Source organism: Herbiconiux sp. SALV-R1 (assembly GCF_013113715.1).
Lineage (GTDB): Bacteria > Actinomycetota > Actinomycetes > Actinomycetales > Microbacteriaceae > Herbiconiux.
This window is the reverse complement of sequence record NZ_CP053344.1, coordinates 2,634,662-2,655,836: the sequence shown is the minus strand read 5'-3', so window position 1 is coordinate 2,655,836 and position 21,175 is coordinate 2,634,662. Positions and strand designations below refer to the sequence as shown.

General features: G+C 71.5%; 18 protein-coding genes. 9 read left to right on the top strand and 9 right to left on the bottom strand.

Features of this window, described 5'->3' with window-relative positions; genetic code table 11:
- The first annotated feature begins 12 nt into the window (after positions 1 to 12).
- The 4 genes from HL652_RS21500 to HL652_RS12810 all read left to right on the top strand — a co-directional run bounded on the left by HL652_RS21500 (position 13) and on the right by HL652_RS12810 (position 5,147).
- Positions 13 to 543 (top strand): hypothetical protein, encoded by a 531-nt coding sequence (locus HL652_RS21500; protein WP_216603890.1) that lies wholly within the window; start codon positions 13 to 15, stop codon positions 541 to 543.
- A 79-nt stretch (positions 544 to 622) separates the two neighbouring features.
- Positions 623 to 1,165: a hypothetical protein gene (locus HL652_RS12820; protein ID WP_171705682.1), complete on the top strand. Its 543-nt coding sequence runs from the start codon at positions 623 to 625 to the stop codon at positions 1,163 to 1,165.
- Positions 1,162 to 3,996 carry a hypothetical protein gene (locus tag HL652_RS12815; protein ID WP_171705681.1) on the top strand — a complete coding sequence of 945 codons (2,835 nt, stop codon included), beginning with the start codon at positions 1,162 to 1,164 and terminating at the stop codon, positions 3,994 to 3,996. The genes HL652_RS12820 and HL652_RS12815 overlap by 4 nt, the downstream gene beginning before the upstream one ends.
- 77 nt (positions 3,997 to 4,073) lie before the next feature.
- Positions 4,074 to 5,147, top strand: coding sequence for an NAD-dependent epimerase/dehydratase family protein (locus HL652_RS12810; RefSeq protein ID WP_171705680.1), 1,074 nt, complete (start codon positions 4,074 to 4,076; stop codon positions 5,145 to 5,147).
- 81 nt (positions 5,148 to 5,228) lie between these two features.
- On the opposite strand, the gene HL652_RS12805 is transcribed toward HL652_RS12810, so the two are convergent.
- Genes HL652_RS12805 through HL652_RS12790 form a run of 4 tightly spaced genes read right to left on the bottom strand, consistent with a single transcriptional unit; the run spans position 5,229 to position 9,013 of the window.
- Positions 5,229 to 6,833 (bottom strand): DUF2142 domain-containing protein, encoded by a 1,605-nt coding sequence (locus HL652_RS12805; protein ID WP_171705679.1) that lies wholly within the window; start codon positions 6,831 to 6,833, stop codon positions 5,229 to 5,231.
- On the bottom strand, positions 6,830 to 7,309 hold the full coding sequence (locus HL652_RS12800; RefSeq protein ID WP_171705678.1) for a DUF2304 domain-containing protein: 480 nt from the start codon (positions 7,307 to 7,309) through the stop codon (positions 6,830 to 6,832). Before HL652_RS12800 ends, HL652_RS12805 begins: the two co-directional genes overlap by 4 nt.
- Positions 7,306 to 8,061 (bottom strand): glycosyltransferase family 2 protein, encoded by a 756-nt coding sequence (locus HL652_RS12795; RefSeq protein WP_171705677.1) that lies wholly within the window; start codon positions 8,059 to 8,061, stop codon positions 7,306 to 7,308. The genes HL652_RS12800 and HL652_RS12795 overlap by 4 nt, the downstream gene beginning before the upstream one ends.
- A 25-nt stretch (positions 8,062 to 8,086) precedes the next feature.
- A complete protein-coding gene (locus tag HL652_RS12790) occupies positions 8,087 to 9,013 on the bottom strand; it encodes a glycosyltransferase (protein WP_171705676.1) in 927 nt (308 codons plus the stop codon).
- Between the two features lie 96 nt (positions 9,014 to 9,109).
- Between HL652_RS12790 and HL652_RS12785 the strand changes: the two genes are divergently transcribed.
- The 4 genes from HL652_RS12785 to HL652_RS12770 all read left to right on the top strand — a co-directional run bounded on the left by HL652_RS12785 (position 9,110) and on the right by HL652_RS12770 (position 13,740).
- Positions 9,110 to 10,405 (top strand): hypothetical protein, encoded by a 1,296-nt coding sequence (locus HL652_RS12785; RefSeq protein WP_171705675.1) that lies wholly within the window; start codon positions 9,110 to 9,112, stop codon positions 10,403 to 10,405.
- Positions 10,402 to 11,199, top strand: coding sequence for a glycosyltransferase (locus HL652_RS12780; RefSeq protein ID WP_253743252.1), 798 nt, complete (start codon positions 10,402 to 10,404; stop codon positions 11,197 to 11,199). Before HL652_RS12785 ends, HL652_RS12780 begins: the two co-directional genes overlap by 4 nt.
- Positions 11,200 to 11,229: 30 nt before the next feature.
- Positions 11,230 to 12,468, top strand: a complete 1,239-nt coding sequence (locus tag HL652_RS12775) for an LCP family protein (RefSeq protein ID WP_171705674.1) — start codon at positions 11,230 to 11,232, stop codon at positions 12,466 to 12,468.
- Between the two features lie 84 nt (positions 12,469 to 12,552).
- The gene (locus HL652_RS12770; RefSeq protein WP_171705673.1) at positions 12,553 to 13,740 is read left to right on the top strand and encodes an LCP family protein; all 1,188 of its coding nucleotides are present in this window, start codon (positions 12,553 to 12,555) and stop codon (positions 13,738 to 13,740) included.
- Positions 13,741 to 13,804: 64 nt separating this feature from the next.
- On the opposite strand, the gene HL652_RS12765 is transcribed toward HL652_RS12770, so the two are convergent.
- The 4 genes from HL652_RS12765 to HL652_RS12750 are packed head-to-tail and all read right to left on the bottom strand — an operon-like array spanning position 13,805 to position 18,592.
- Entirely contained in the window at positions 13,805 to 14,686 is an 882-nt protein-coding gene (locus HL652_RS12765) for a glycosyltransferase family 2 protein (RefSeq protein ID WP_171705672.1), read from the bottom strand.
- Positions 14,683 to 16,014: an O-antigen ligase family protein gene (locus HL652_RS12760; protein ID WP_171705671.1), complete on the bottom strand. Its 1,332-nt coding sequence runs from the start codon at positions 16,012 to 16,014 to the stop codon at positions 14,683 to 14,685. The genes HL652_RS12765 and HL652_RS12760 overlap by 4 nt, the downstream gene beginning before the upstream one ends.
- Positions 16,011 to 17,381 carry an O-antigen ligase family protein gene (locus tag HL652_RS12755; RefSeq protein WP_171705670.1) on the bottom strand — a complete coding sequence of 457 codons (1,371 nt, stop codon included), beginning with the start codon at positions 17,379 to 17,381 and terminating at the stop codon, positions 16,011 to 16,013. The genes HL652_RS12760 and HL652_RS12755 overlap by 4 nt, the downstream gene beginning before the upstream one ends.
- A gap of 32 nt (positions 17,382 to 17,413) precedes the next feature.
- Complete coding sequence (locus HL652_RS12750; protein ID WP_171705669.1) at positions 17,414 to 18,592, bottom strand: acyl-CoA dehydrogenase family protein; 1,179 nt, start codon at positions 18,590 to 18,592, stop codon at positions 17,414 to 17,416.
- A gap of 171 nt (positions 18,593 to 18,763) precedes the next feature.
- Here HL652_RS12750 and manA point away from each other — a divergent pair, with 171 nt between their 5' ends.
- Positions 18,764 to 20,044 (top strand): mannose-6-phosphate isomerase, class I, encoded by a 1,281-nt coding sequence (manA, locus tag HL652_RS12745; protein WP_171705668.1) that lies wholly within the window; start codon positions 18,764 to 18,766, stop codon positions 20,042 to 20,044.
- Positions 20,045 to 20,059: 15 nt separating this feature from the next.
- Here the strand turns inward: manA and HL652_RS12740 are convergent, their stop codons facing one another.
- Entirely contained in the window at positions 20,060 to 21,016 is a 957-nt protein-coding gene (locus HL652_RS12740; protein ID WP_171705667.1) for a GlxA family transcriptional regulator, read from the bottom strand.
- Positions 21,017 to 21,175 lie beyond the last annotated feature (159 nt).

The window sequence follows — 21,175 nt, the reverse complement described above, 5'->3', positions numbered from 1 at the left end:
AGGAGAACCATCATGACGAACCGGATGCGCACCACGGCGACCCCGGCCCGCCGCGCCACCAGGTGGGGCCTCGCGGCCGCAGCCCTCGCCCTCACCGTCGGGCTCTCGGGCTGCGTCGACCCGGGCGGCGACCCGTCGACGCCCAGCCCCACGAAGCCGTCGCCCACCCGCACGGCGACCCCCACCCCGAGCCCCACGCCGACGCCGACCCCCACGCCCGTGCCGACCCCCACTCCCACCCCGACCCCCGAGCCCGTCGACACCAGCGGCCCCGTCGTCGCCGCGTGCGAGACCCTCAACGCGAACTACGACGCCGGCCGCGACGCCTGGCTCGCCGCGCGCGACCAGGCCGCCGCGCAGGCGGCCGAGGCCGCCGCGAACGACGCGCAGTGGGAGGGCGCCGCCGCCGCGTTCGCGAACTTCGCGGCGACGAGCTACCCGGGAGCCGAGTCGTCGGCCGACGAGATCAACGCCTACCTCGACTCCTACCTCGCGCTGGTGTCGGTGTGCGCCGAGGTCGGGGTCTCACTCACCACCGAATAGGCCGCGAACGCGCATCCGGTTGCCCGACGGCCGGTGTGGGCTCCCCGCTGCTCCGGCGCCGCTCGGTTACGGTGGAGCGATGGGGACGCGACGATGGGTGAGTGCCGCTGCGATCACGGGCGGCCTGGTGGCCGTGCTGCTGACCGGGTGCGTCGACTCCGGCGCGACGCCGACGCCCGGCGCCACCACCGCATCCGCGACCCCCACCCCGACCGCGTCGTCGACCCCGAGCCCGACGCCCACCGCCACGGAGGGCCCCGTGCCGTCGCCGACCTACACCGAGCCGCCCTCGAAGCCGACCACCCCGCCCGAGGAGCCGCCGGCCACCGAGGCGAGCGTGCAGATCCTCAACTCCTCCTACGACCCCGCCGCGGGCACGGTGCGGGTCGACGCGCTGGTGAGCAACGTCATCTCGAGCTCGGGCAGCTGTGCGCTCAGCGTGGTTCAGGGCGACCAGAGCGCATCGGCGCAGGTCACCAGCACCGCTGACGCCACCGTCACCTACTGCGCCGAGATGATCGCGACGCTCCCGGCGGGGGCGAGCGGCAGCTGGACGGTGACCGTCGTGTTCGATGACGGCACGGCGCAGGGCAGCGCGAGCGGAGAGGTCGTCGTCTCATGACCGAGCAGAGCAGCACCGTGCCGGCCCGAGGGCGACCGGAGCTCCGGCGCCGCCCTCGACGGCCGCGCGCCCTCGTCGCCCTGCTCGCGACCCTCGCCGTGATGGGCGGGCTGCTCACCGCCTTCGTGCCGCTCACCGCCTCCTCGGCCTCCGCCGCCACCGGCGGCGACTTCCAGGCCGGCAACATCATCTCCGACGCGAAGTTCTACAACGGGCAGGCGATGAACGCCCAGGCCGTGCAGAACTTCCTCAACGGGCAGGTGCCGAACTGCCGGGCGGGCTACACCTGCCTCAAGGACTACCGCGTCAACACCTTCTCGCGCGGCGCCGACCCCATGTGCAACGCCTACAGCGGGGCGGGTGCCGAGACCGCCGCGCAGATCATCGCGAAGGTCGGCCAGGCGTGCGGCATCAGCCAGGCCGTGCTGCTCGTGCTGCTGCAGAAGGAGCAGTCACTCGTCACCGACACCTGGCCGTCCGCCACCCAGTACGAGCGCGCCACCGGCTTCGCCTGCCCTGACACGGCCCCCTGCGATTCTGAGTACTTCGGTTTCTACAACCAGGTCTACAAGGCGGCCTGGCAGTTCAAGCGCTACGGCAACCCGCCCGGCACCAGCAACTTCTTCACCTGGTACCCGGTGGGCGGCTACGCCAACGTGCTCTACAACCCGAACGCCGCCTGCGGCTCGAGCCGCGTGCTCATCCAGAACCGGGCGACCGCGGCGCTGTACTACTACACGCCCTACCAGCCCAACGCTGCGGCACTCGCGAACCTCTACGGCACGGGCGACGGATGCTCGGCCTACGGCAACCGCAATTTCTGGCGCCTGTACACCGACTGGTTCGGCAGCACCACCGAGATCAACCACAACCCGTTCGGCTCCATCGACGGGGCCACGGCCGACCTCAAGACCGTGACCCTGCGCGGCTGGGCGCAGGACCTCGACACCAGGAACCCCATCCAGGTCTACGTCTGGTCGGGCGGCAACTACCTCACCGGCAGCTTCGCCGGCGCCTTCACCGCGAACGGCTCACGGCCCGACGTCGACAAGGTCTACGGCAACGGCGCGAACCACGGCTTCTCCATCTCCCTGCCCGCCACGGGCAAGCCCACGCAGTACTGCCTGTACGCCATCAACGTGGGGGCGGGCGAGAACGAACCGCTCGGCTGCCCCACCGTCTCACCGCCCACGGGCTCGCCGATCGGCGCCATCGAGTACTACAAGCAGACCGGCGCCTCGCTGCAGATCAGCGGCTGGGCGCTCGACCCCGACACCGCCTCCTCGATCAAGGTGCAGATCTCGGTGAACGGGAAGGATGCGGGCACCTTCGACGCGAACATCGGTCGCGCCGACCTCGGCCAGAAGTACCCGAGCTACGGCAGCGCCCACGCCTGGACGGTCACCAAGCTCGCCGTGCCCATCGGCACGAACAAGGTGTGCGTCACGGCCATCGACCTCAAGGGCGGCAACGGCAACTCCTCGCTCGGCTGCGTCACGACGACCTCGACCGCCGGCCCGCCGACGGGCGGTTTCGAGCGCGCCGATCCCGCCCCCGGTGGAGTGCGGGTGAGCGGCTGGGCGGTCGACCTCGACACGACGGGCCCGGTGCAGATCAACATCGCCGTGAACGGGTGGCTGAAGTCGATCACCACGGCCGACAAGAACCGGCCCGACGTCGGGCGCTACCTGCCGGGCTACGGCGACGCGCACGGCTACGACGTGGTCGCCCCCGCTTCGCCCGGCGTCAACACCATCTGCGTCTACGCCATGGACACCGGCGGCAACGGCAACACGCTTCTCGGCTGCTCCACGGTCACCGTGATGGCGGGCAAGCCCATCGGCTACCTCGAGACCGCCCGCAGCGTCGACGGCGGAGTCGCCGTCACCGGCTGGGCCATCGACCCCGACACCACGGCCCCCATCTCGGTCGTGTTCTACGTCGACGACCGCTGGACCTCGGCCACCAAGGCCGACCAGGTGCGCGGCGACGTGGCGTACGTCTTCCCGGGCTACGGCGGCGGGCACGGCTTCTCGGCCACGGTGCCGGTCAAGGCGGGCACCCACAAGGTGTGCGCCTACGCGGTGAACACGCCTTCGTCGGACGACAACCCGCAGATCGGATGCGCGACCCTCGCGGTCGACGGAGGCAAGCCGGTCGGCTCCTTCGACACCGCGACCGCCGTCGACGGCGGCATCAAGGTCTCGGGCTGGACCCTCGACCCCGACACCACCGACCCCATCGACGTCGTGTTCTACGTCGACAACGCGTGGACCTCGCGGCTCAAGGCCGACAAGAGCCGGCCCGACGTCGCCTCGCTCTACCCGGGCTTCGGCGACAAGCACGGGTTCACCGGCACCGTTCCGGCCTCGCCGGGCAGCCACCGCATCTGCGCCTACGGCGTGAACGTGCCCTCGAGCGACAACAACCCGCAGCTCGGCTGCTTCACGGTGACCGTGAAGAGCAGTGCGGCGCTCGGCGCGCTCGACTCGGCGGAGCCCGTTGCCGAGGGGGTCACCGTGCAGGGCTGGGCCGCCGACCCCGACAGCGCCGAGCCGGTCGAGGTGGTGTTCTACGTCGACGACGTGTACGCCGCGAGCACCCTCGCGGAGCTCAGCCGCGCCGACGTCGCCGAGGCCAACCCCGGGCTGGGCGACGCCGTCGGGTACAGCGCCACGGTTCCCGTGACGCCGGGGGAGCACCGGGTGTGTGCCTACGCGGCGCCGGCGGCGTCGTCGCCGTCGTCGGAGGAGGCGTCTTCCGACGGTGCGGCGCCCGAGGTCGCGCCGGCCGACGACGCGCGGCTGGGCTGCACCACCGTCATCGTCTAGATCACAGGCCCGGGGTACTAAGGTGTTCCGGTGGTCTCATCGAGACCTCGCCACGAAGCAACGAAGGACTCCACTCCATGACTGATCTCTCCCGCCAGCGCGTCATCGTCACCGGAGGTGCCGGCTTCATCGGCTGCGCCCTCGCCGAGCGGCTCGCCGGGAAGGCGGAGAAGTGGGTCGTGGTCGACTCCCTCCACCCCCAGGTGCACCAGGTGCAGGAGCGCCCCGCCGCGCTCGTCGAGGCGGCGGAGCTCATCGTCGGCGACGTCACCGACCCGGCCGTCTGGGAGACCGTGCTGGCCGAGATCGAGCCCACCGTCGTCATCCACCTGGCTGCCGAGACCGGCACCGCGCAGTCGCTCAACGAAGCCACCCGGCACGCGCACGTGAACGTCGTCGGCACCACCGTCATGCTCGACGCGCTGAGCGCCCGGGGCATCGTGCCCGAGCGCTTCCTGCTGTCGTCGAGCCGCGCCGTCTACGGCGAGGGCGCCTGGGAGAAGAGCAGCGGCGAGGTCTACTACCCGGGCCAGCGCTCGCACGCCCAGTTCGAGGCGGCGCAGTGGGACTTCCCCGACGCGAAGCCCCTCGCCTCCCGCGCCGCCGTCACCGTGCCGGCGCCCACCAGCGTCTACGGCTCCACCAAGCTCGCGCAGGAGCACGTGCTCTCGGCCTGGGTGAACGCCCGCGACACCACGCTCACCACCCTGCGCCTGCAGAACGTCTACGGCCCCGGCCAGTCGCTGTCGAACCCCTACACCGGCATCGTGTCGCTGTTCTCGCAGCTCGCCCAGCGCGGTGAGAGCATCCCGATCTACGAAGACGGCCTCATCACCCGCGACTTCGTCTACATCGACGACGTCGCCGACGCCTTCGTCGCCGCGCTCGCGCTGCCGGCCGAGGAGGCCTCCATCGTCGGAGACGTCGGCTCGGGAGTCGGCACCACCATCATGCAGCTGGCCGAGGCCATCGCCGCCTACCACCAGGCGCCGGCGCCCCACATCACGGGCAAGTACCGCGACGGCGACGTGCGCCACGCCGAGTGCACCATCGACGACACCCTGCGCATGCTCGACTGGGAGCCCCGCTGGCCCGTCGACCGCGGTGTCGCGGGGCTGCAGAGCTGGATCGCGGAGCAGACCGGGCGGTAGACGCGCCCGCGCGCCACGGTCGCGGCCGAACGGTATGAGAATCGCGCCGCCGAGCTCCCTATGGGCTCGGCGGCGCGATTCTCATACCGTTCCGGCAGCGAGCGGCTCGCGCTCGGGCCCTGCGGGCCCCGCGGGGCCGGCCGCTCCGGCGTCGCGCGGCCGCCGGTCGCGCCCGAGCAGCACGACGGTGAGGCCGAAGGCCGCCGTCACCACCGCGTAGAGCGCGATGAGGGTGAACGAGCCGAGCGGCGGCACCCAGGCGTCGGGCTCGAGCATCGCCGGCCAGTCGGTGGCGTAGCCCGAGGCGAAGCGGCGCATCGTGGTGGCGAAGGCGTACGCCGTGGCGAAGGCCCACGCGCCGGCGCCCACCCACGCCAGCACCGGCAGCAGCTTCGGCGTGGGCCGGGCCAGGAAGCGCGGTGAGGTGGCGATCGCCGCCGCCATGCCGACGAGCAGCGCCATCAGCAGCACGAGCGTGTACCGCCCCTGCCAGATGAAGCCGCCCTGCGTCACGTAGAACGCCTGCACCACCGGCGGCGCGAAGAAGAACACCAGCGCCAGCGCGATGACGAACACCAGCCGCCGCCCGCGCACCCAGAGCACCACCCCGAGAACGAGCAGCGCGAACAGGGCGTAGCTGATGTAGTAGACCACCGGATGCAGCGTGGTGTCGAGCCAACCCAGAATGCCGACCATCTGGCGCAGCTGCTGGTAGAAGTTGCCGATGAGGCCGAAGAACCCCTCGATCGGGCTGAGCCCCACGCCCTCGTTGTCGGGCACCACCGAGGGGCCCGCGCTCGGTGCGGTTCCGAGCGAGTTGCTGCGCAGCGTCCACCACGCGCTCACGGCCGCCCCGGCGACGATCACGACGATGCTGACGATCACGGCCGGCCGCCGCAGCAGCGCCACGAGCTCGCGCCCGGTGAGCAGAAGGAGCGGCACCACGAGCAGCACGGCCACCCAGAGCGGCGAGATGCCCCTCGTGTTCGACACCAGCACCGCCGCCGTCGTGAGCAGGGCGAGCCGCGCGGGGAGCCTCTTCGGGTCGGGCTGCAGGGTGATGGAGAGCATCGCCGTGAACATCGCCAGCCCGCCCGTGTACTCGAGCGCGTTCGGGTTCACCGTGCCCATGAGGTAGAGCGCGATGGGCGTGAGCCCCGCCAGCACGGCGAGGGTCGGGATGCGGCGCGAGCGCCAGAATCCGATCAGGAACAGCGAGGCCGCCACGAAGAAGGAGCAGAGCACCGCGCTCATGATGCGCATGGCGTAGATGCCCGTGGTGTCGGGGAGCGCGAGCGACGGCCAGCCGACCAGCCAGTAGTAGACGGGGTTGTACAGGCTCGCCGAGGAGTGGCTCTCGACGATCTCGCCGGGGTCGCCCGTGAACTCGGGTGCGCACGACGCGGGGGTGTCGGCGTAGAACGCGAAGCAGCCCTGCTCGTACTCCCAGTCGAGCGCGGCCGGAACGTCGAGCACCCCGCCCGAGGCGATCATCCGTTCCGGCAGCAGCTCGCCCCGCACCACCGACCCGGCCTTCACCACGTGCGCGGGCTCGTCGGGCGAGCCGCCGATGGGGGTGGCGAGCGCCCACAGCGTGCCGAGCAGGGCCAGCAGCAGCCACGGCAGCAGCAGCCAGCGCAGCACGGAACGGGGGCGGGCGGCGGGCGTGGCGGGAACTGCGGTCATGCTCTTCCTGGGTCGGTGCCTGGGGTGCCGGCGGCGGGGGAGTCGGCACCGGCATCGTCGACGGATGCGCGCTGCGACTCGGCGAGGGCGCGCGGCGTCTCGACGGAGGCGCGCTGCGACTCGGCGAGGGCGCGCTCGAGCTCCGAGATACGCAGCTCCTGCAGCGCCACCGCCTCGGCGAGGGTGCGGGTCTCGCCCTCGAGCTCGGTGAGCTCGCCGCTGTGCTGGATGGAGACGAAGAACAGCACGGCGATGCTGAGGAAGAACACCAGGTTCGACGGCACCGTCACCCCGACGAGCCCCGAGAGGAACCCGAGGATGCCCGGGAAGATGCCGATGACGAGCGCGACCGTGCCGGCGAGCAGCCACCAGATGGCGTGCCGCTCCCTGAGGTGCCGGCGGCGCAGCGACTCGACGACCACGCCGAGCGTGATGAGGGCGGCGACGATGCCGAGCAGGTAACTCGCGACGCTCATGCGGTGAGGGCCTCGTCGAGGGGTGCGACGGTTCGTTCGAGCGGCAGCCGCGGCCTGATCAGCGCGACGAACAGGGCCATGCCGGCGCGGCCGAGATAGACCGCCGCCTTGTAGGGGTTGTGCGAGGGCACGCCGCCCGCCCGCGCGCGCATCGCCACGGGAACCTGGGTGACGCTGAGCCCCGAGCGCGAGGCGATGACGAGCGACTCGACGGTGTCGCCGAGGTACTCCGAGGGGTAGTGCCGGGCGAACAGCGCGACGGCGCGCGGGCCGGAGGCGCGGAAGCCCGAGGTGGTGTCGGTGAGGCGGGTGCGGGTGAGCCGGCTCAGGATGCCCGAGAGCACCTGCATCGCCCACTTGCGCGGCCCGCGCACGGTGTAGTCGCCGACTCCCGCGAACCGGGCGCCCAGCACGAGGTCATGGTCGGCGAGCCGGTCGACCAGCTCGGCGATGCCCGCCGGGTCGTGCTGCCCGTCGGAGTCGACCTGCACCACGTTCGAGAAGCCCTTCGACAGCGCGTACTTGAAGCCCGCGCGCATCGCGCCGCCCACACCGAGGTTGATCGGCAGCCGCAGCACCGTGGCCCCCGCGGCCTGCGCCACCCGTGCCGTCGCGTCGCGCGACCCGTCGTCGACGACGAGAACGGATGCGCCCGGCACCTTCTGGAACACCTCGCGCACCACGTCGCCCACGGCCTCCTCCTCGTTGTACGCGGGCATCACGACGAGCGTACGTTCGAGGGCGGTCGGCATGCGCCCCATCATAGCCAAGGGCGTCTCAGCGCTCCCCGGAGACGGCGCGCTCCAGCGCGTCGGGGATGCGGCCCGTGCGGCCCGCCCAGCCGTCGCGGAGCCCGGCGAGCGCGGCGGCGGCGCGGCGCCCGCGCCCGGGCACGAACAGCTGCACGATCGCCACGTGCCGCAGGTCGGCGACTGTCTCGCGAACGCTCCAGGCGAGGCGGCCGCGGCCGTGCATCCGGTTCAGCAGGATGCGGTTGCGCACCAGGTAGTAATAGCGGAAGGGCGCGCTGTAGACCAGGGCCAGCGGTTCGCCGCCCACGGTCACGGGTCTGCCGAGCACGGTCGGGCGGTGCCGGCGGCCGAGGCTGTGGCCGAGCCTGGTGGCGGGCGAGAGCACCACGACGAGGCCCTCCCGGGCCACCCGCAGCGCGAAGTCGGTGTCGACGCCGTCGATGAACAGCGGTTCGGCGAACAGGCCGACGCGCGCGATCGTCTCGCGCGGGATGAGCAGGCCCGACTGGATGGGGGTGGAGCCGAGCAGGAAGCCCTTGCGGTACCCGGCGACGGGGGAGGGCAGGCCCTCCACCTCGGAGGGGGCGACGAGGCCCACCCGGAGGCCCGCCGCAGCGGCCTCGCGGGCGGTGCCGACGAGGCACGACACGAAGTCGGGTGAGACCTCGGAGTCCTGGTCGAAGGTGACGAAGAAGCCGGGGGCCTCGACGGCGTCGGCCTTCGCGGCGCGGATGCCCGTGTTGAGCGCCGCCGCAATGCCGCGGTTCCCGGGGTGGCGCACCACCAGGGCGCCCGCCGCCCGCACCTCGTCGAAGACGGGGTCGAACCGCGGGTCGCTGCCGTCGTCGACCACCACCACGCGGGTGACCTGCGGCAGGAGGGAGCGCACCAGTGCGACGAGGCCGCCCCCCGGTGCGAAGGCCGTCACGACCGCGGCGACGTCGTCGTTCACAGCTCCCTCTCCGCCCCGGGAGCTCCCCGGCGGCCCTACTATGCTTGCACTCTATGATCCGAGCCCGTTGCCTGCGTCTGCCGCGCCGAGCGCGTCGTGGCTGAGGGCCGGGTGCCCGGGGCGGAGACACCCGCCGGCTCCACGCCCACCATCGGGCGCCGCTCGTTCATCGGGGTGGGGGCCGCCTCCCTCGTCTCGGCCGGTGTCGGCTTCGCCGTGCTGCTCATCGCGCCGCGGGTGCTGCCGAACGAGGTCGACGTCACCGACTTCCTCGCCTTCTGGTCGTTCCTGTTCCTCTGGTTCGGCATCCTGGGCGGGCTCTCGGCCGAGTCGACGCGGGCAGTCCATGACAGCGACCGACGCACCGAGGCCGCTCACGAACGACGTGAACCACGGATTCTCGCGGTCGGCCTCGGCGTGGGCATCGCCCTCGGGGTGGTGCTGTGGGCGTCGAGCTTCTGGTGGGCGCCCCAGGTTCTCGGGCCCGATTACGCCTGGCTCGCGCTCCCGCTCAGTGCGTCGATCGCTCTCTTCTCGGGCCACGCCGTGATCGTGGGGGTGCTCGGCGGTCGCCTGCAGTGGGCGACCTTCGCGCGACTCGTCATCGGCGACTCGCTGCTGCGGCTGGGACTCATCATCGGAGCTGCCCTCATCGCGGCGACGGTCGCGGGTCTCGCCGTCGCGGCGAGCGTCGCCTCCGTCACCTGGCTCATCGGGCTGGCGTTCTCGCCCACGCTCCGGAGGGCGGCGGCCGCGCGGTCGGACGTGCAGCTGGTGCCGTTCTTCCGCCGCATCGGGCACGCCTGCCTCGCCTCGGGCTCCAGTGCCGTGCTCGTGGTCGGATTCCCCGTCATCCTCCGGCTCACCTCGAGCGAGGCCGCCTACGAGGCGGCGGCCGGCCTCCTCATCGCCGTGACGTTCACGCGGGCGCCGCTGCTCATCCCGCTGAACGCCTACCAGGGTGTGGCCATTGCGCACTTCCTCAACAACCGGCACCTCGGGTTCAAGGCGCTGCTGCCGATCGCCCGGCTGATCGGCCTGATCGCCGTGGTGGGCGCGGTGCTCGGCGGCCTGCTCGGTCCGCTGCTGCTCGGCTGGTACTACGGGCCGGCCTATGTGGTCGACGGCTGGGTGGTCGCCGGTCTCGTGGTCGCCGCGGCCGCCATGGCCATGCTCACCGTCACCGGGGCGCTCTGCCTCGCGCTCGACCGCCACAGCGCCTACTCCGCGGGGTGGCTGGCGGCGACCGCGCTCGCCGTGGTCGTGCTGCTGCTGCCCTTCGACACCGGGGTGCGGTCGGTGCTGGCGCTGCTGCTGGGGCCGGTGCTCGGCCTCGCCATCCACGCGCTGGCGCTGCGCCGGTCCCGAGTCGTCGAGAGGGAGGCCTCGTGAGCCGGTCGTCGGGGAGCTCGCAGGTGCGGGCGAGCGTGTGCATGGCCACCTACAACGGGTCGGCGTACGTCGCCGAGCAGATCGAGTCGATCGTCGCCCAGCTGGGCCCCGACGACGAGCTCGTGGTGGTCGACGACTGCTCCACCGACGACACCGCCTCGGTGGTCGTGGCGACGGCGGAGCGTCTCGGTGAGTCGCGCATCCTGCTCACCAAGACCGACTCGAACGTGGGCTACGTGCGGGCCTTCGAGGCCGCCATCAGGCGGGCCCGCGGCAGGTACGTCTTCCTCTCCGATCAGGACGACGTGTGGACCCCCGGGCGGCACGAGGCCATGATCGCCGGCCTCTCCCGCTCGCTCGTGGTCGCCGCGAACCACTCCATCCTCGGCCGGAACGGCGCGCGGCTGTGGTACCCGCCGCTGCGGGCCGCCCAGTCGCGTCGCCGCGTCGCGAACCTGTTCGCGCTGCTCGTGGGCTACCGGCCCTACTTCGGCTGCGCGATGGGGTTCCGGCGGGAGGCGATCGCAGGCGGCATCCTGCCCATCCCCTCCTACGTCACCGAGTCGCACGACATCTGGATCGCCATCACGGGCAACGTGCGCGGCAGCATCCGTCACCTCGACGAGGTCGTGGTCGAGCGGCGCCTGCACGGCTCGAACCAGACCCCCCTCGGCATCCGGGGCCTGCCCACCATCCTCCGCGCCCGCATCATGTTCCTCCGCCTCATCGCCGAGGCCACCCGCCGCGCCACCGCCGCCCGGCGGAACCGGGACCGAGCGCGGCTCACAGGATAAGTCTCAGCTTGCGCCGTTAGTTTCTGGCGGATGCATCGCGACGACCAGAACTCCCACGAAGCCCCCGTCCGACACGGCAGGCTCAGCGCGGCATCACCCGTGGCGCTGGTGCTGCGCACGCTCGGCATCGCGGTGGCGGTCGTGGTGGTGTCGACGCTGGTGGTGGTGGGCTACGCCGTCTCGAGCATCTCGTCGACCTTCCAGGAGGCGGCCGTCGACATCGGGGGAGACGCACCGCAGCCCGCACCGCCGTTCCTCGGAGCCATCGAGGGCGGCTTCAACCTGCTCATCGTCGGCAGCGACAACGACGAAAACCAGGGCGACGAGTACGGCGAGCGCGACGCCGCCCTGAACGACGTGAACATCCTGGTGCACGTCGCCGCCGACCACCGCAACGCCGTGGTTCTCAGCCTGCCGCGCGACCTCGTCATCCCGCAGCCGGAGTGCGACGATTCGGATGCGGTCTCCGCCCAGCCCCTCAACGCGGCCTGGGGCAGGGGCGGCGCGAACGGCCTCGGGTGCGTCGTGGCGACGGTGCGCTCGCTCACCGGCCTCGACATCCCGTACGCTATGGAGACCTCGTTCAACGGCGTGATCGAGATGAGCAACGCGGTCGGCGGCGTGGATGTCTGCGTCACCGACGTGATGCACGATGACTACACGGGGCTCTACCTCACCCCGGGGCACCACCTGCTCGCGGGTGCCGATGCGCTCGGGTTCCTGCGCAACAGGCACGGCGTGGGCGACGGCAGCGACCTCGCGCGCATCGGGTCGCAGCAGCAGTACCTGTCGTCGCTGCTGCGCACGATCAAGAGCTCGAGCACGCTCTCCGACCCCACCAAGGTGTACGGACTGGCGCAGGCCGTGGCGCAGAACATCACGCCGTCGACGAGCATCAGCGACACCGACACCCTCGTTTCGCTCGCCCTGGCGATGAAGGACATCGACCTGTCGAAGGTGGTGTTCGTCTCCTACCCCGTCACCGCCTACGTCGACGACCCCAACAAGGTGCAGCCCGTCGACGAGCTCGCCGCCGAACTCATGCAGCGCCTCGCCACCGACCAGCCCTTCACCCTCGACGCCGACTCCACCACCACCGGCTCCACCCTCGAGGGCGACGCCACGGCCGACCCCGCCGCCCCCGCGACGCCCGCGGCCCCTCCCGCGAGCGACGCCCCCACCGACTCGCCCGACACCCCCGACGTCATCGAGGGCCTCAAGGGCCAGACCGCCGCCGAGCAGACCTGCGCCAACCCCTTCAGCGAGTAGCCCCGGCGGACGCCATCCACGATAAGTGGGGAATGCTCAGCTTATCGACCTAAGCTTGCGCGCATGAGGTCGCGAAAGGGTCGGGTGCATTCCCCCGTTCGGCACGGACGGCAACGCACCCCCACCGCTCGGGGTCTCGTCTTCAGGTTCATCGGCATCACCGTCGCCGTAGGGATCACATCGACGCTCGCTGTTGTGGGCTACGCCGTCACCAGCATCTCGTCGACGTTCCACGAGGCAGCCGTCGACATCGGCGGGGAGAGTCCGCCGCCCCCTCCGCCGTTCCTCGGGGCCATCGAAGGCGGCTTCAATCTGCTCATCGTCGGCAGCGACAACGACGAGGACCAGGGCGACGAGTATGGCGAGCGCGATGCGGTGCTGAACGACGTGAACATCCTCGTGCACGTCGCGGCCGACCATCGCAATGCCGTGGTGGTCAGCTTGCCGCGCGACATGATGATGCCTCAGCCGGAATGTGACGCATCGGATGCGGTGGAGGCGCAACCGCTCAATGCGGCCTGGGCGCGGGGAGGCGAGAACGGGCTGGGGTGCGTCGTCGCTGCGGTGCGGTCTCTGACCGGTCTCGACATCCCGTACGCGATGGAGACGTCGTTCAACGGCGTGATCGCCATGAGCAACGCCGTCGGCGGTGTTGACGTCTGCGTCACGGACGTGACCCAGGACGACTACACCGGGCTGTACCTGGAGCCGGGACATCACGTGCTGGTCGGTCGGGATGCGCTCGCCTTCCTGCGCACCAGGCATGGCGTGGGCGACGGCAGCGACCTCACCCGCATCGGCTCGCAGCAGCAGTACCTCGCTTCGCTGCTGCGGACCATCAAGAGCACGAGCACCCTGAGCGATCCCGTCAAGGTCTACGGACTCGCTCAGGCCGTCGCTCAGAACATCACCCCTTCGACCAGCCTCAGGGGCGCCGACACCCTCATCTCCCTCGCGCTGGCGCTGAAAGACATCGACCTGTCGAGGGTGGTGTTCGTCTCCTATCCGGTCACCGCGTGGGTCGATGATCCAAATCGCGTGCAGCCGAACGAGGAACTGGCGGCGCAACTGGTGGAGCGGATCGCTTCCGACCAAGCGATCGCCCTCGACGCGGGCGCGATCACCTCGAGCTCGACTGTCGGAGACACCGCCGACCCGGCGAGCCCCGCCGCCCCGGCCGCGCCTCCCGCTAGCAGCTCGCCCGACGTCATCGAGGGCCTCAAGGGCCAGACCGCCGCCGAGCAGACCTGCGCCAACCCGTTCAGCGGGTAGCCCCGGCGCGCCGCCCGCACGCGAGGCACATGCGCGCGGCGCGGGGGCGCAGCGCGCCGCCCGCTCAGCCGAGGGCGTGGCGGAGGAGGGCGCGGCGGGAGGCCGGGTCGTGGGCGCGGAGCGCCGCGGGCAGCTCGGTGAGCGCGTTGAGGCGCGAGGTGACGTGCAGGGTGGCGGCGCGCGCGGCGCGCGGCCACCCGCGGGCCGAGGCGCGCGAGGCGAGCTCGGCGAACAGCGCCGACTCCTCGACGAACTTCGCCCCGTCGGGCCCCTTGAGCGACGACACGCTGCCCGCGTGCCTGCGATACGAGAACACCACCTCGTCGTCGAGCAGCAGCGCACCCCCGTCGAGCACGATGTCGGAGAGGAGCGCGAGGTCTTGCACCACGTCGAAGCCGGGCCGGAACCCGAAGCGCCTGAGGTCGTCGGCCCGCCACACCAGCGACGGGAAGTAGGCCCAGTTGCCGTGGAGGAGGCTGGTGAACAGGCGCTCGCCGCCGAACATCCGCGGCCCCGTGCCGCCGAAGCGCAGCAGCCCCTTCACCCGGTCGGCGAGCGGATGCGCGACCCGGCCCTCCGAGTCGATCACCTCCACCCCGGGCTGCACGATCGCCGCCTCGGGGTGCTCCGCCACGAGCTCCGCCACCCGCTCGACGTACCGCGGGTGCATCCGGTCGTCGCAGCCCATGAGCACGGCCCGCTCGTGCTCGACCAGCCGCACGCACTCCCGGAAGTTGCCGCCCACGCCGAGGTTCACCGCGTTGCGCCGGTACTCCACCCGCGGGTCGCCGAGCGACGCCGCCCAGCGGCCCGGCTCCTCGTCGGGGTAGACGTCGTCGACGATCACCAGCCGCCAGTCGGAGACCGTCTGCGCCAGCACGCTTCGCACCGCCTCACGGAAGTGGTCGGGGCGACCCCAGAACGGCATCATGATGTCGAGGGTCACGGGGCCTCCAAGCTCTCGTGCCGCGGCGCGGGCGGCGGTTCGTCGGCGGGGCGGAGCCGGCGGCGCCAGCTCAGGTCCCGTGCCGCCTTCACCGAACAGATGACGAGCAGCAGCCAGCCGTACTCCACCAGCACGATGCTCTCCGCCGTGGAGGTGGCCAGGAGCACCACGAGCACGAGCGCCGTCCAGAGGAAGACGATGCTCTTGCGCGACGCCGCCACCACCCAGGCCCTCCCGAAGGCGAGCAGCGCGAACACGGTGAAGACGGCGAAGCCGATGAGCCCGGCCTGGAAGTACACGTCGAGGAAGGCGTTGAGCGCCGAGGTGTGGGCCCGCCCGCCCACCACGTCGAGCGCGAAGAACGGCGACACGTTCGACCTCCAGTACCCCACCCAGCCCCAGCCCTCGATGGGGTTGAGGTCGATCAGCCGCCCGAGCTCCCGCCAGATCTCGAGCCGGTAGGTGAACTCGCGCCTTGTCGACAGGAGGTCGAGGATGCGCCCGCGCAGCACGAAGGCGAGGAGCGCCGCCGCCACGGCCACCGCCACGAGCGCCACGTGCCAGGTGCGCCTGGTCTCGGGCGCGGCCCGCCTGAGCAGCAGCAGCACGCCGGCCGCGACGGCGGTCACCAGCGCGACCCCGGCGGTGACGGGCGACCCCGAGAGCACCGCGGCGCCGGCGGCGATGACGATGCTGTAGACGGCGACGCCCCGACGCACCGAGCGCGTGGCGAGCTCCACCGCGAAGGTGACCAGGGCGAGGAGCGCCACGAACCCGACCATGTTGCGGGTGCCGAGCACCCCCTGGATGGGCCCGCCCGACGCCAGGGCCCCTGTGATGCCGATGAAGCGGAGCGGAACGTCGAGCAGCACCCCCGAGAGCACCTCGAGCACGAGCGAGAGCGTGAGCACCACGCGCAGCACGTCGCCCACGGCCCGCACGATCTGGATGAGGTCGCGCACCACCGCGACGTACACGCCGAGGAAGGCGTAGGCGAGCAGGTACGCGATGCCGTTGAGGCTCGACGGAACGTACGAGCTCCAGAAGATGGTGAGCGTGCACCAGGCCAGGAAGATCAGCAGCGAGATCGGCAGCAGCCCGTGCCAGTCGAGCTGCTTCCATCGCCCGGCGAACGACAGTGTCGCGAACGCGACGAGGGCGCAGACGATGGCGACGAGGCCCGGCCAGCCGAGCGTCGAGCGGAGGAGGAACGACAGGAACGCCGTCGCAACGATCGCGGTGGTGAGCGCTTTGGCGAACCGGGTGGCGCCGAAGAAGACGAGCACCCCCGCCAGAACGGGATGTTGCTGCCGCGGAGCCGCGCTCATCGGGGGGCGGCTGCCCGGGTGGTCGGTGCGGTGCCCGCGACGTCACCCGCGTCGGCGGCGCCGAGCTCGAGCGCGACGTCGGAGTTCTCGAGCTTCGTCTTCACGGCGATCGCGATGAGCAGCACCCAGCCGCCCTCCACGAGCATCCGGCTCTCGACGAAGCTCTGCGCCACCAGCGCGGTGAGGATGAGCGCCGGCGCGAGCGTGAGCGCGACGCGGGGGAGCGGCCGGCCGACGGAGTCGAGCGGATGATCGACCGCCAGCCACCAGGCGCGGTACGAGGTGCCCACCACGAGGGCGATGAAGAGCACGAGCCCCACGACACCGAGCTGCAGCCACACGTCGAGCCAGGCGTCGTGCGCCTGCAGATAGGTCACCCCGTTGCGCACGGCAAGCCCGTCGAACGGCTCCGCCCAGGGCACCCAGTAACTCACCCAGCCCCAGCCGAACGCGGGCCGCTGGGCGGCGAGCTCGGCGACGGAGTTCCAGATGTCGACGCGGCCGGTGAGGTCGTCCGACTTGCCGAACAGCTTCAGCAGCGAGCTCCAGAACGCGCTCACCCCGACGAGGGCGAGCACGGTCACCACGGCGACGCCGCCCATCAGCCAGAGCCGCCGGCCCGGCCCCGCGCGCCGGGCGAGCACGAGCACTCCGAGCATCGCCGCGACGATGACGGCGGCCGCGATGGCCGTGGCCGAGCGCGTGAGCGCGAGCACGACGACGGCGGTCACGAGCCATGCGACGGCGGGCCGGGTGCGCACGAGCCCCTGCGCCAGCTGCACCCCCACCGTGATGAGGGCGAGCAGGGCCAGGAAGGCGAGGATGTTGCGGTTGCCCACGATGCCCTGGATGGGCCCGCCGTGGAACAGGTCGGCCTGCGACCAGTAGAACGCCGCCGGCACCTTCTGCCCCGAGTAGTCGGTGAAGAACGGCAGCACGGGCTGGCGCACGAACACGGCGACGATGAGCTCGAACACGATCGACAGACCCAGGATGAGCGTGAGGGCCCGCGAGGCGGCGGCGATCACCTGCGGCCAGCTGAGCGCCACGGCGAGGAACAGGGCGGCCAGCGTCGTGGCCGCCTGGGCGAGGATGCCGAGCACCGTCGCCCCCGGGTAGAACGACCAGGCGAGCGAGAGCACCGCGAGCGCGCCGAACAGCACGAGGGTGCGCGGCAGCTTCGAGGGCCGCAGGCGCTTCCACAGCCTGCGTCGGGTCATCATCACGGCGACGGTCGCCGTGATGGCGAGCACGACGGCCAGGTAGCCCCACCAGCCGATGAGGTCGCGCCAGAACTCGCCGGCGAAGACCGTGAAGAACACGAGCACGGCGAGCCATCGCGCGGCGGCGTCGGTGGGGTAGCGCATAGCGAGAAGCCTACTTACCCGGCGGGGCGCGGTCAGACGAACGCGGCGAATCCCGTCAGGCTCCTGCCCACGATGAGCGTGTTCATCTCGCGCGTGCCCTCGTAGGAGTAGAGGGCCTCGGCGTCGGCGAAGTGACGGGCGACGTCGTAGTCGAGCACGATGCCGTTGCCGCCCAGCACTTCGCGGCTCCACGACACGGTCTCGCGCATCCGTGCCGTGGTGAAGGCCTTGGCGAGCGCGGAGTGGTCGTCTTTCTGGGTGCCGTCGTCGAGCATCTGCGACACCCGCACCACCATGCCGAGGCTCGCGGTGATGTTGCCCATCGACTTCACCAGCAGGTCTTGGATGAGCTGGTGGCTCGCGATCGGCTTGCCGAACTGCACCCGCTCCTTCGCGTAGCGGAGGGCCGCCTCGTAGGCGCCGATCGAGTTGCCGACGGCTGCCCAGGCGACCTCGGCGCGGGTGAGGCGCAGCACCTTGGCGGTGTCGCGGAAGGAGTTCGCGTTCTGCAGCCGGAGGCTCTCGGGCACCCGCACGTTCTCGAGGGTGATGTCGGCGTTCTGCACGATGCGCAGGCTCTGCTTGCCCTCGATCTTCGTGGCGGTGTAGCCCGGGGTGGAGGTGGGGACGATGAAGCCCTTCACCTGCCCGTCTTCGCTGTCCTTGGCCCAGATGACGGTGATGTCGCTGAAGGTGGCGTTGCCGATCCAGCGCTTGGACCCGTTCAGCACCCACTCGTCCCCGTCGCGGGTCGCCACGGTGCGCAGCCCCTGCGCGCTGTCGGAGCCCGACTGCGGCTCGGTGAGGCCGAAGGCGCCGACGACCTCGCCGGCCGCCATCTTCGGCAGCCACTCGGCGCGCTGCTCGGCCGAGCCTGCCACGCTGATCGAGCCCATGGCGAGGCCGTTCTGCACGCCGACCAGGGTGGCGACCGAGGCGTCCACACGGGCGAGCTCGAGGGCCACGAAGCCGCGGAAGACCGCCGAGTTCTCGAACGGCGTGGTCTCCTCCCAGGCGAACGAGAAGGCGCCCGTGCCGGCGAGGCCCTTCATGATGCCCTCGGGCATCGTCGCCTTCTCCCAGTGCTCGTTCACGACCGGCTTCACCTCGGTCTCGAGGTAGTCGCGCAGGCGGGCGAGAGCCGCCTGCTCCTCGCCGGTGAGGAGGGATGCGTAGTCGTAGAAGTCGCTGACGAGGGGCTCGAAGGTCATGTCTGCTCCGTTGCGGTGGGGTTGCGGCGCCCAGAGCTTAACCGCTCGTTCGTGAGGCGCACGCGGGGGTTGGTAGTTTGGACCAACGGGCCGACTCGGGCCGTCGCCAGGGATTGTAGGTCGCTCATAACCGGCTTCGGCCGCCACGGGGCGCAGAGTGAGATCAGGATCATGTTCGTACCGATTGCCAACACGCCCCGCCCCTACGCCTGGGGTTCGGTCACCGACATCCCCGAGCTCCTCGGCACCCCGGTCACCGGTGAGCCGCAGGCCGAGCTCTGGCTGGGCGCGCATCCGGGAAGCCCGAGCCGCATCCTCGACCCGCAGCTCACGGGCGGTGCGCACGACCTCGCCGAGTGGATCGCCGCCGACCCCACCCGGGTCGTCGGGCGCGACGGCTCGCTGCCGTTCCTGCTCAAGATCCTCGCCGCCGCGGCCCCGCTGTCGCTGCAGGCGCATCCGACTCTCGAGCGCGCCCGCGAGGGCTTCCGCCGAGAGAACGAGCAGGGCGTCCCGCTCGACGCCCCGAACCGCAACTACAAAGACCCGCTGCACAAGCCCGAGCTGGTGGTGGCGCTGAGCGACCGCTACGAGGCGCTCTGCGGCTTCCGTCCGCTCGAGGAGGTGCGCGAGATCGTCGACCTGCTGGTGCGCATCGACAACGCGCAGACCGCACCGCGCTGGGAGCTCTACGGCCCCATCGTGCACCTGCTCGAGGACTCCGTGACGCTCACCGAGACCGACGCCGAGGTGCTGCGCTCCGTCGTGGCGTGGCTGCTCGACGGGGGAGAGGCGGTGGAGGCCCTGGTCGGCCACCTCGTGCGCACCGCCGAGAAGGCGCTGCACCCCGCCCACGCCCACCTCACCGACCCGTACACTCCGTCTCTCGAGACCGTGGTGCGGCTGAACGAGGAGTACCCGGGCGACCCGGGCGTCGTCATCTCGCTGCTGCTCAACAGGGTGACCCTGAAGAAGGGTGAGGCGCTGTTCCTCCCGGCGGGCAACATCCACGCCTACCTCTCGGGGCTCGGCGTCGAGCTCATGTCGGCCTCCGACAACGTTCTGCGCGGCGGTCTCACCCCTAAGTACATCGACGTGCCCGAGCTGCTCGAGGTGCTCGACTTCGACCCGCTGCCCGTGCCCTTCCTCGAGGCGAGCTCGCCCGAGCCGGGCCTGCAGCTGTTCACCCCGTCGGTGCCCGACTTCGTGCTCGCCCGTATCGAGCCCGGCGTCGCAGCGGATGCGCCCGCCACGGTCGACTACACGCCCCTGGGGGCGGCCATCGCCATCTGCCTCTCCGGCTCGGTCACTCTCTCCGGCGCCTCGGGCTCGCACACCCTGGTGCGCGGCGACTCGGTGTTCATCACCCCCGACGAGGGTGCGCTGTCGGCCGCGGGAACGGGAACCGTGTTCCTCGCGGCGCCCGGCGCCCCGGCGCACGAGCTGCCCTAGCGGGAGCGGGCCTCGTCAGGCCGAGGCGCGCACCGAGAACGTGCGGCGGTAGGCCGCCGGCGTCGTGCTGAGCGTCTTGGCGAAGTGGTGCCGCATCACCGCCGCGGTGCCGAAACCGCTCTCGGCGGCGACGGCGTCGAGCGGCAGATCGCTCTCCTCGAGCAGCTGCTGCGCGCGGAGCAGCCGCTGGCGGTTGAGCCAGGCGCCGGGCGTCGCCCCCAGATCGGCCTTGAAGCGCCGGGCGAAGGTGCGCGACGACATGAGCGCCTTGCGGGCCAGTTCGTCGACCGTCAGCTCCTCGTCGAGGTGGGTGAGCATCCACTCGGTCACCTCGGCGAACGAGTCGCTGCGCGAGACCGGCACCGGGGTGGCGATGTACTGCGACTGGCCGCCCGCGCGTTGCGGCGGCACCACCATGCGCCGGGCGACGACGTTCGCCGCCGAGGCGCCGAGCTCGGTGCGGATGAGGTGCAGGCACGCGTCGATGCCGGCCGCCGTTCCCGCGCTGGTGATGATGCGCCCGTCTTCGACGAAGAGCACGTCGGGGTCGACGTCGACGTCGGGGAACTCGCGGGCGAGCCGTTCGGCGTGCATCCAGTGCGTCGTCGCGCTGCGGCCGGCGAGCACCCCCGTCTTGGCGAGGGTGAAGGCGCCGCTGCAGACGCTCAGCACCCAGGCGCCGCGGTCGACCGCGTCGCGGATGACCCGGGCGATCGCCGGGTCGACGTCGGCGTCGATGTCGTGGGCGGGGACGGCGATGAGGTCGGCGTCGGCGGCGGCGGCCAGGCTGCCGGAGATCATCATGTCGTAGCCGAGGCTGGTGGGGACAGGGCCGGGCTCCGCCGCGGCGATGGTGAAGTCGAACACCGGGCCGCCGTGCGCGCTGCGGTCGATGCCGAAGGCCTCGCACACCACGCCGAACTCGAACGGGGCGACACCGGGCAGGGCGAGCAGCACGACTTTCTTGAGCATGGTGGCAGAATATCGATGCTCACCGAGAAACGGCAAACGCCGGCGCGCCACGCCGTGTGAGCCGCTAACCCTCGAGAAGCGGTTGAGGGTTTACCATCCGCGACTTGACTGAATCGAATTACAGTTATGTAATTAGCCAACGGGGTTTTTGTCGGCAGG

Excerpts from the sequence above, each read along its gene's own strand:
- HL652_RS12815 (WP_171705681.1), top strand. The coding sequence starts at position 1,162 with ATGACCGAGCAGAGCAGCACCGTGCCGGCCCGAGGGCGACCGGAGCTC.
- HL652_RS12755 (WP_171705670.1), bottom strand. The coding sequence starts at position 17,381 with ATGCGCTACCCCACCGACGCCGCCGCGCGATGGCTCGCCGTGCTCGTG.
- HL652_RS12795 (WP_171705677.1), bottom strand. The coding sequence starts at position 8,061 with ATGCCGACCGCCCTCGAACGTACGCTCGTCGTGATGCCCGCGTACAAC.
- HL652_RS12740 (WP_171705667.1), bottom strand. The coding sequence starts at position 21,016 with ATGCTCAAGAAAGTCGTGCTGCTCGCCCTGCCCGGTGTCGCCCCGTTC.
- HL652_RS12810 (WP_171705680.1), top strand. The coding sequence starts at position 4,074 with ATGACTGATCTCTCCCGCCAGCGCGTCATCGTCACCGGAGGTGCCGGC.
- HL652_RS12800 (WP_171705678.1), bottom strand. The coding sequence starts at position 7,309 with ATGAGCGTCGCGAGTTACCTGCTCGGCATCGTCGCCGCCCTCATCACG.
- HL652_RS12805 (WP_171705679.1), bottom strand. The coding sequence starts at position 6,833 with ATGACCGCAGTTCCCGCCACGCCCGCCGCCCGCCCCCGTTCCGTGCTG.
- HL652_RS12760 (WP_171705671.1), bottom strand. The coding sequence starts at position 16,014 with ATGAGCGCGGCTCCGCGGCAGCAACATCCCGTTCTGGCGGGGGTGCTC.
- HL652_RS21500 (WP_216603890.1), top strand. The coding sequence starts at position 13 with ATGACGAACCGGATGCGCACCACGGCGACCCCGGCCCGCCGCGCCACC.
- HL652_RS12820 (WP_171705682.1), top strand. The coding sequence starts at position 623 with ATGGGGACGCGACGATGGGTGAGTGCCGCTGCGATCACGGGCGGCCTG.
- HL652_RS12750 (WP_171705669.1), bottom strand. The coding sequence starts at position 18,592 with ATGACCTTCGAGCCCCTCGTCAGCGACTTCTACGACTACGCATCCCTC.
- HL652_RS12775 (WP_171705674.1), top strand. The coding sequence starts at position 11,230 with ATGCATCGCGACGACCAGAACTCCCACGAAGCCCCCGTCCGACACGGC.
- manA (WP_171705668.1), top strand. The coding sequence starts at position 18,764 with ATGTTCGTACCGATTGCCAACACGCCCCGCCCCTACGCCTGGGGTTCG.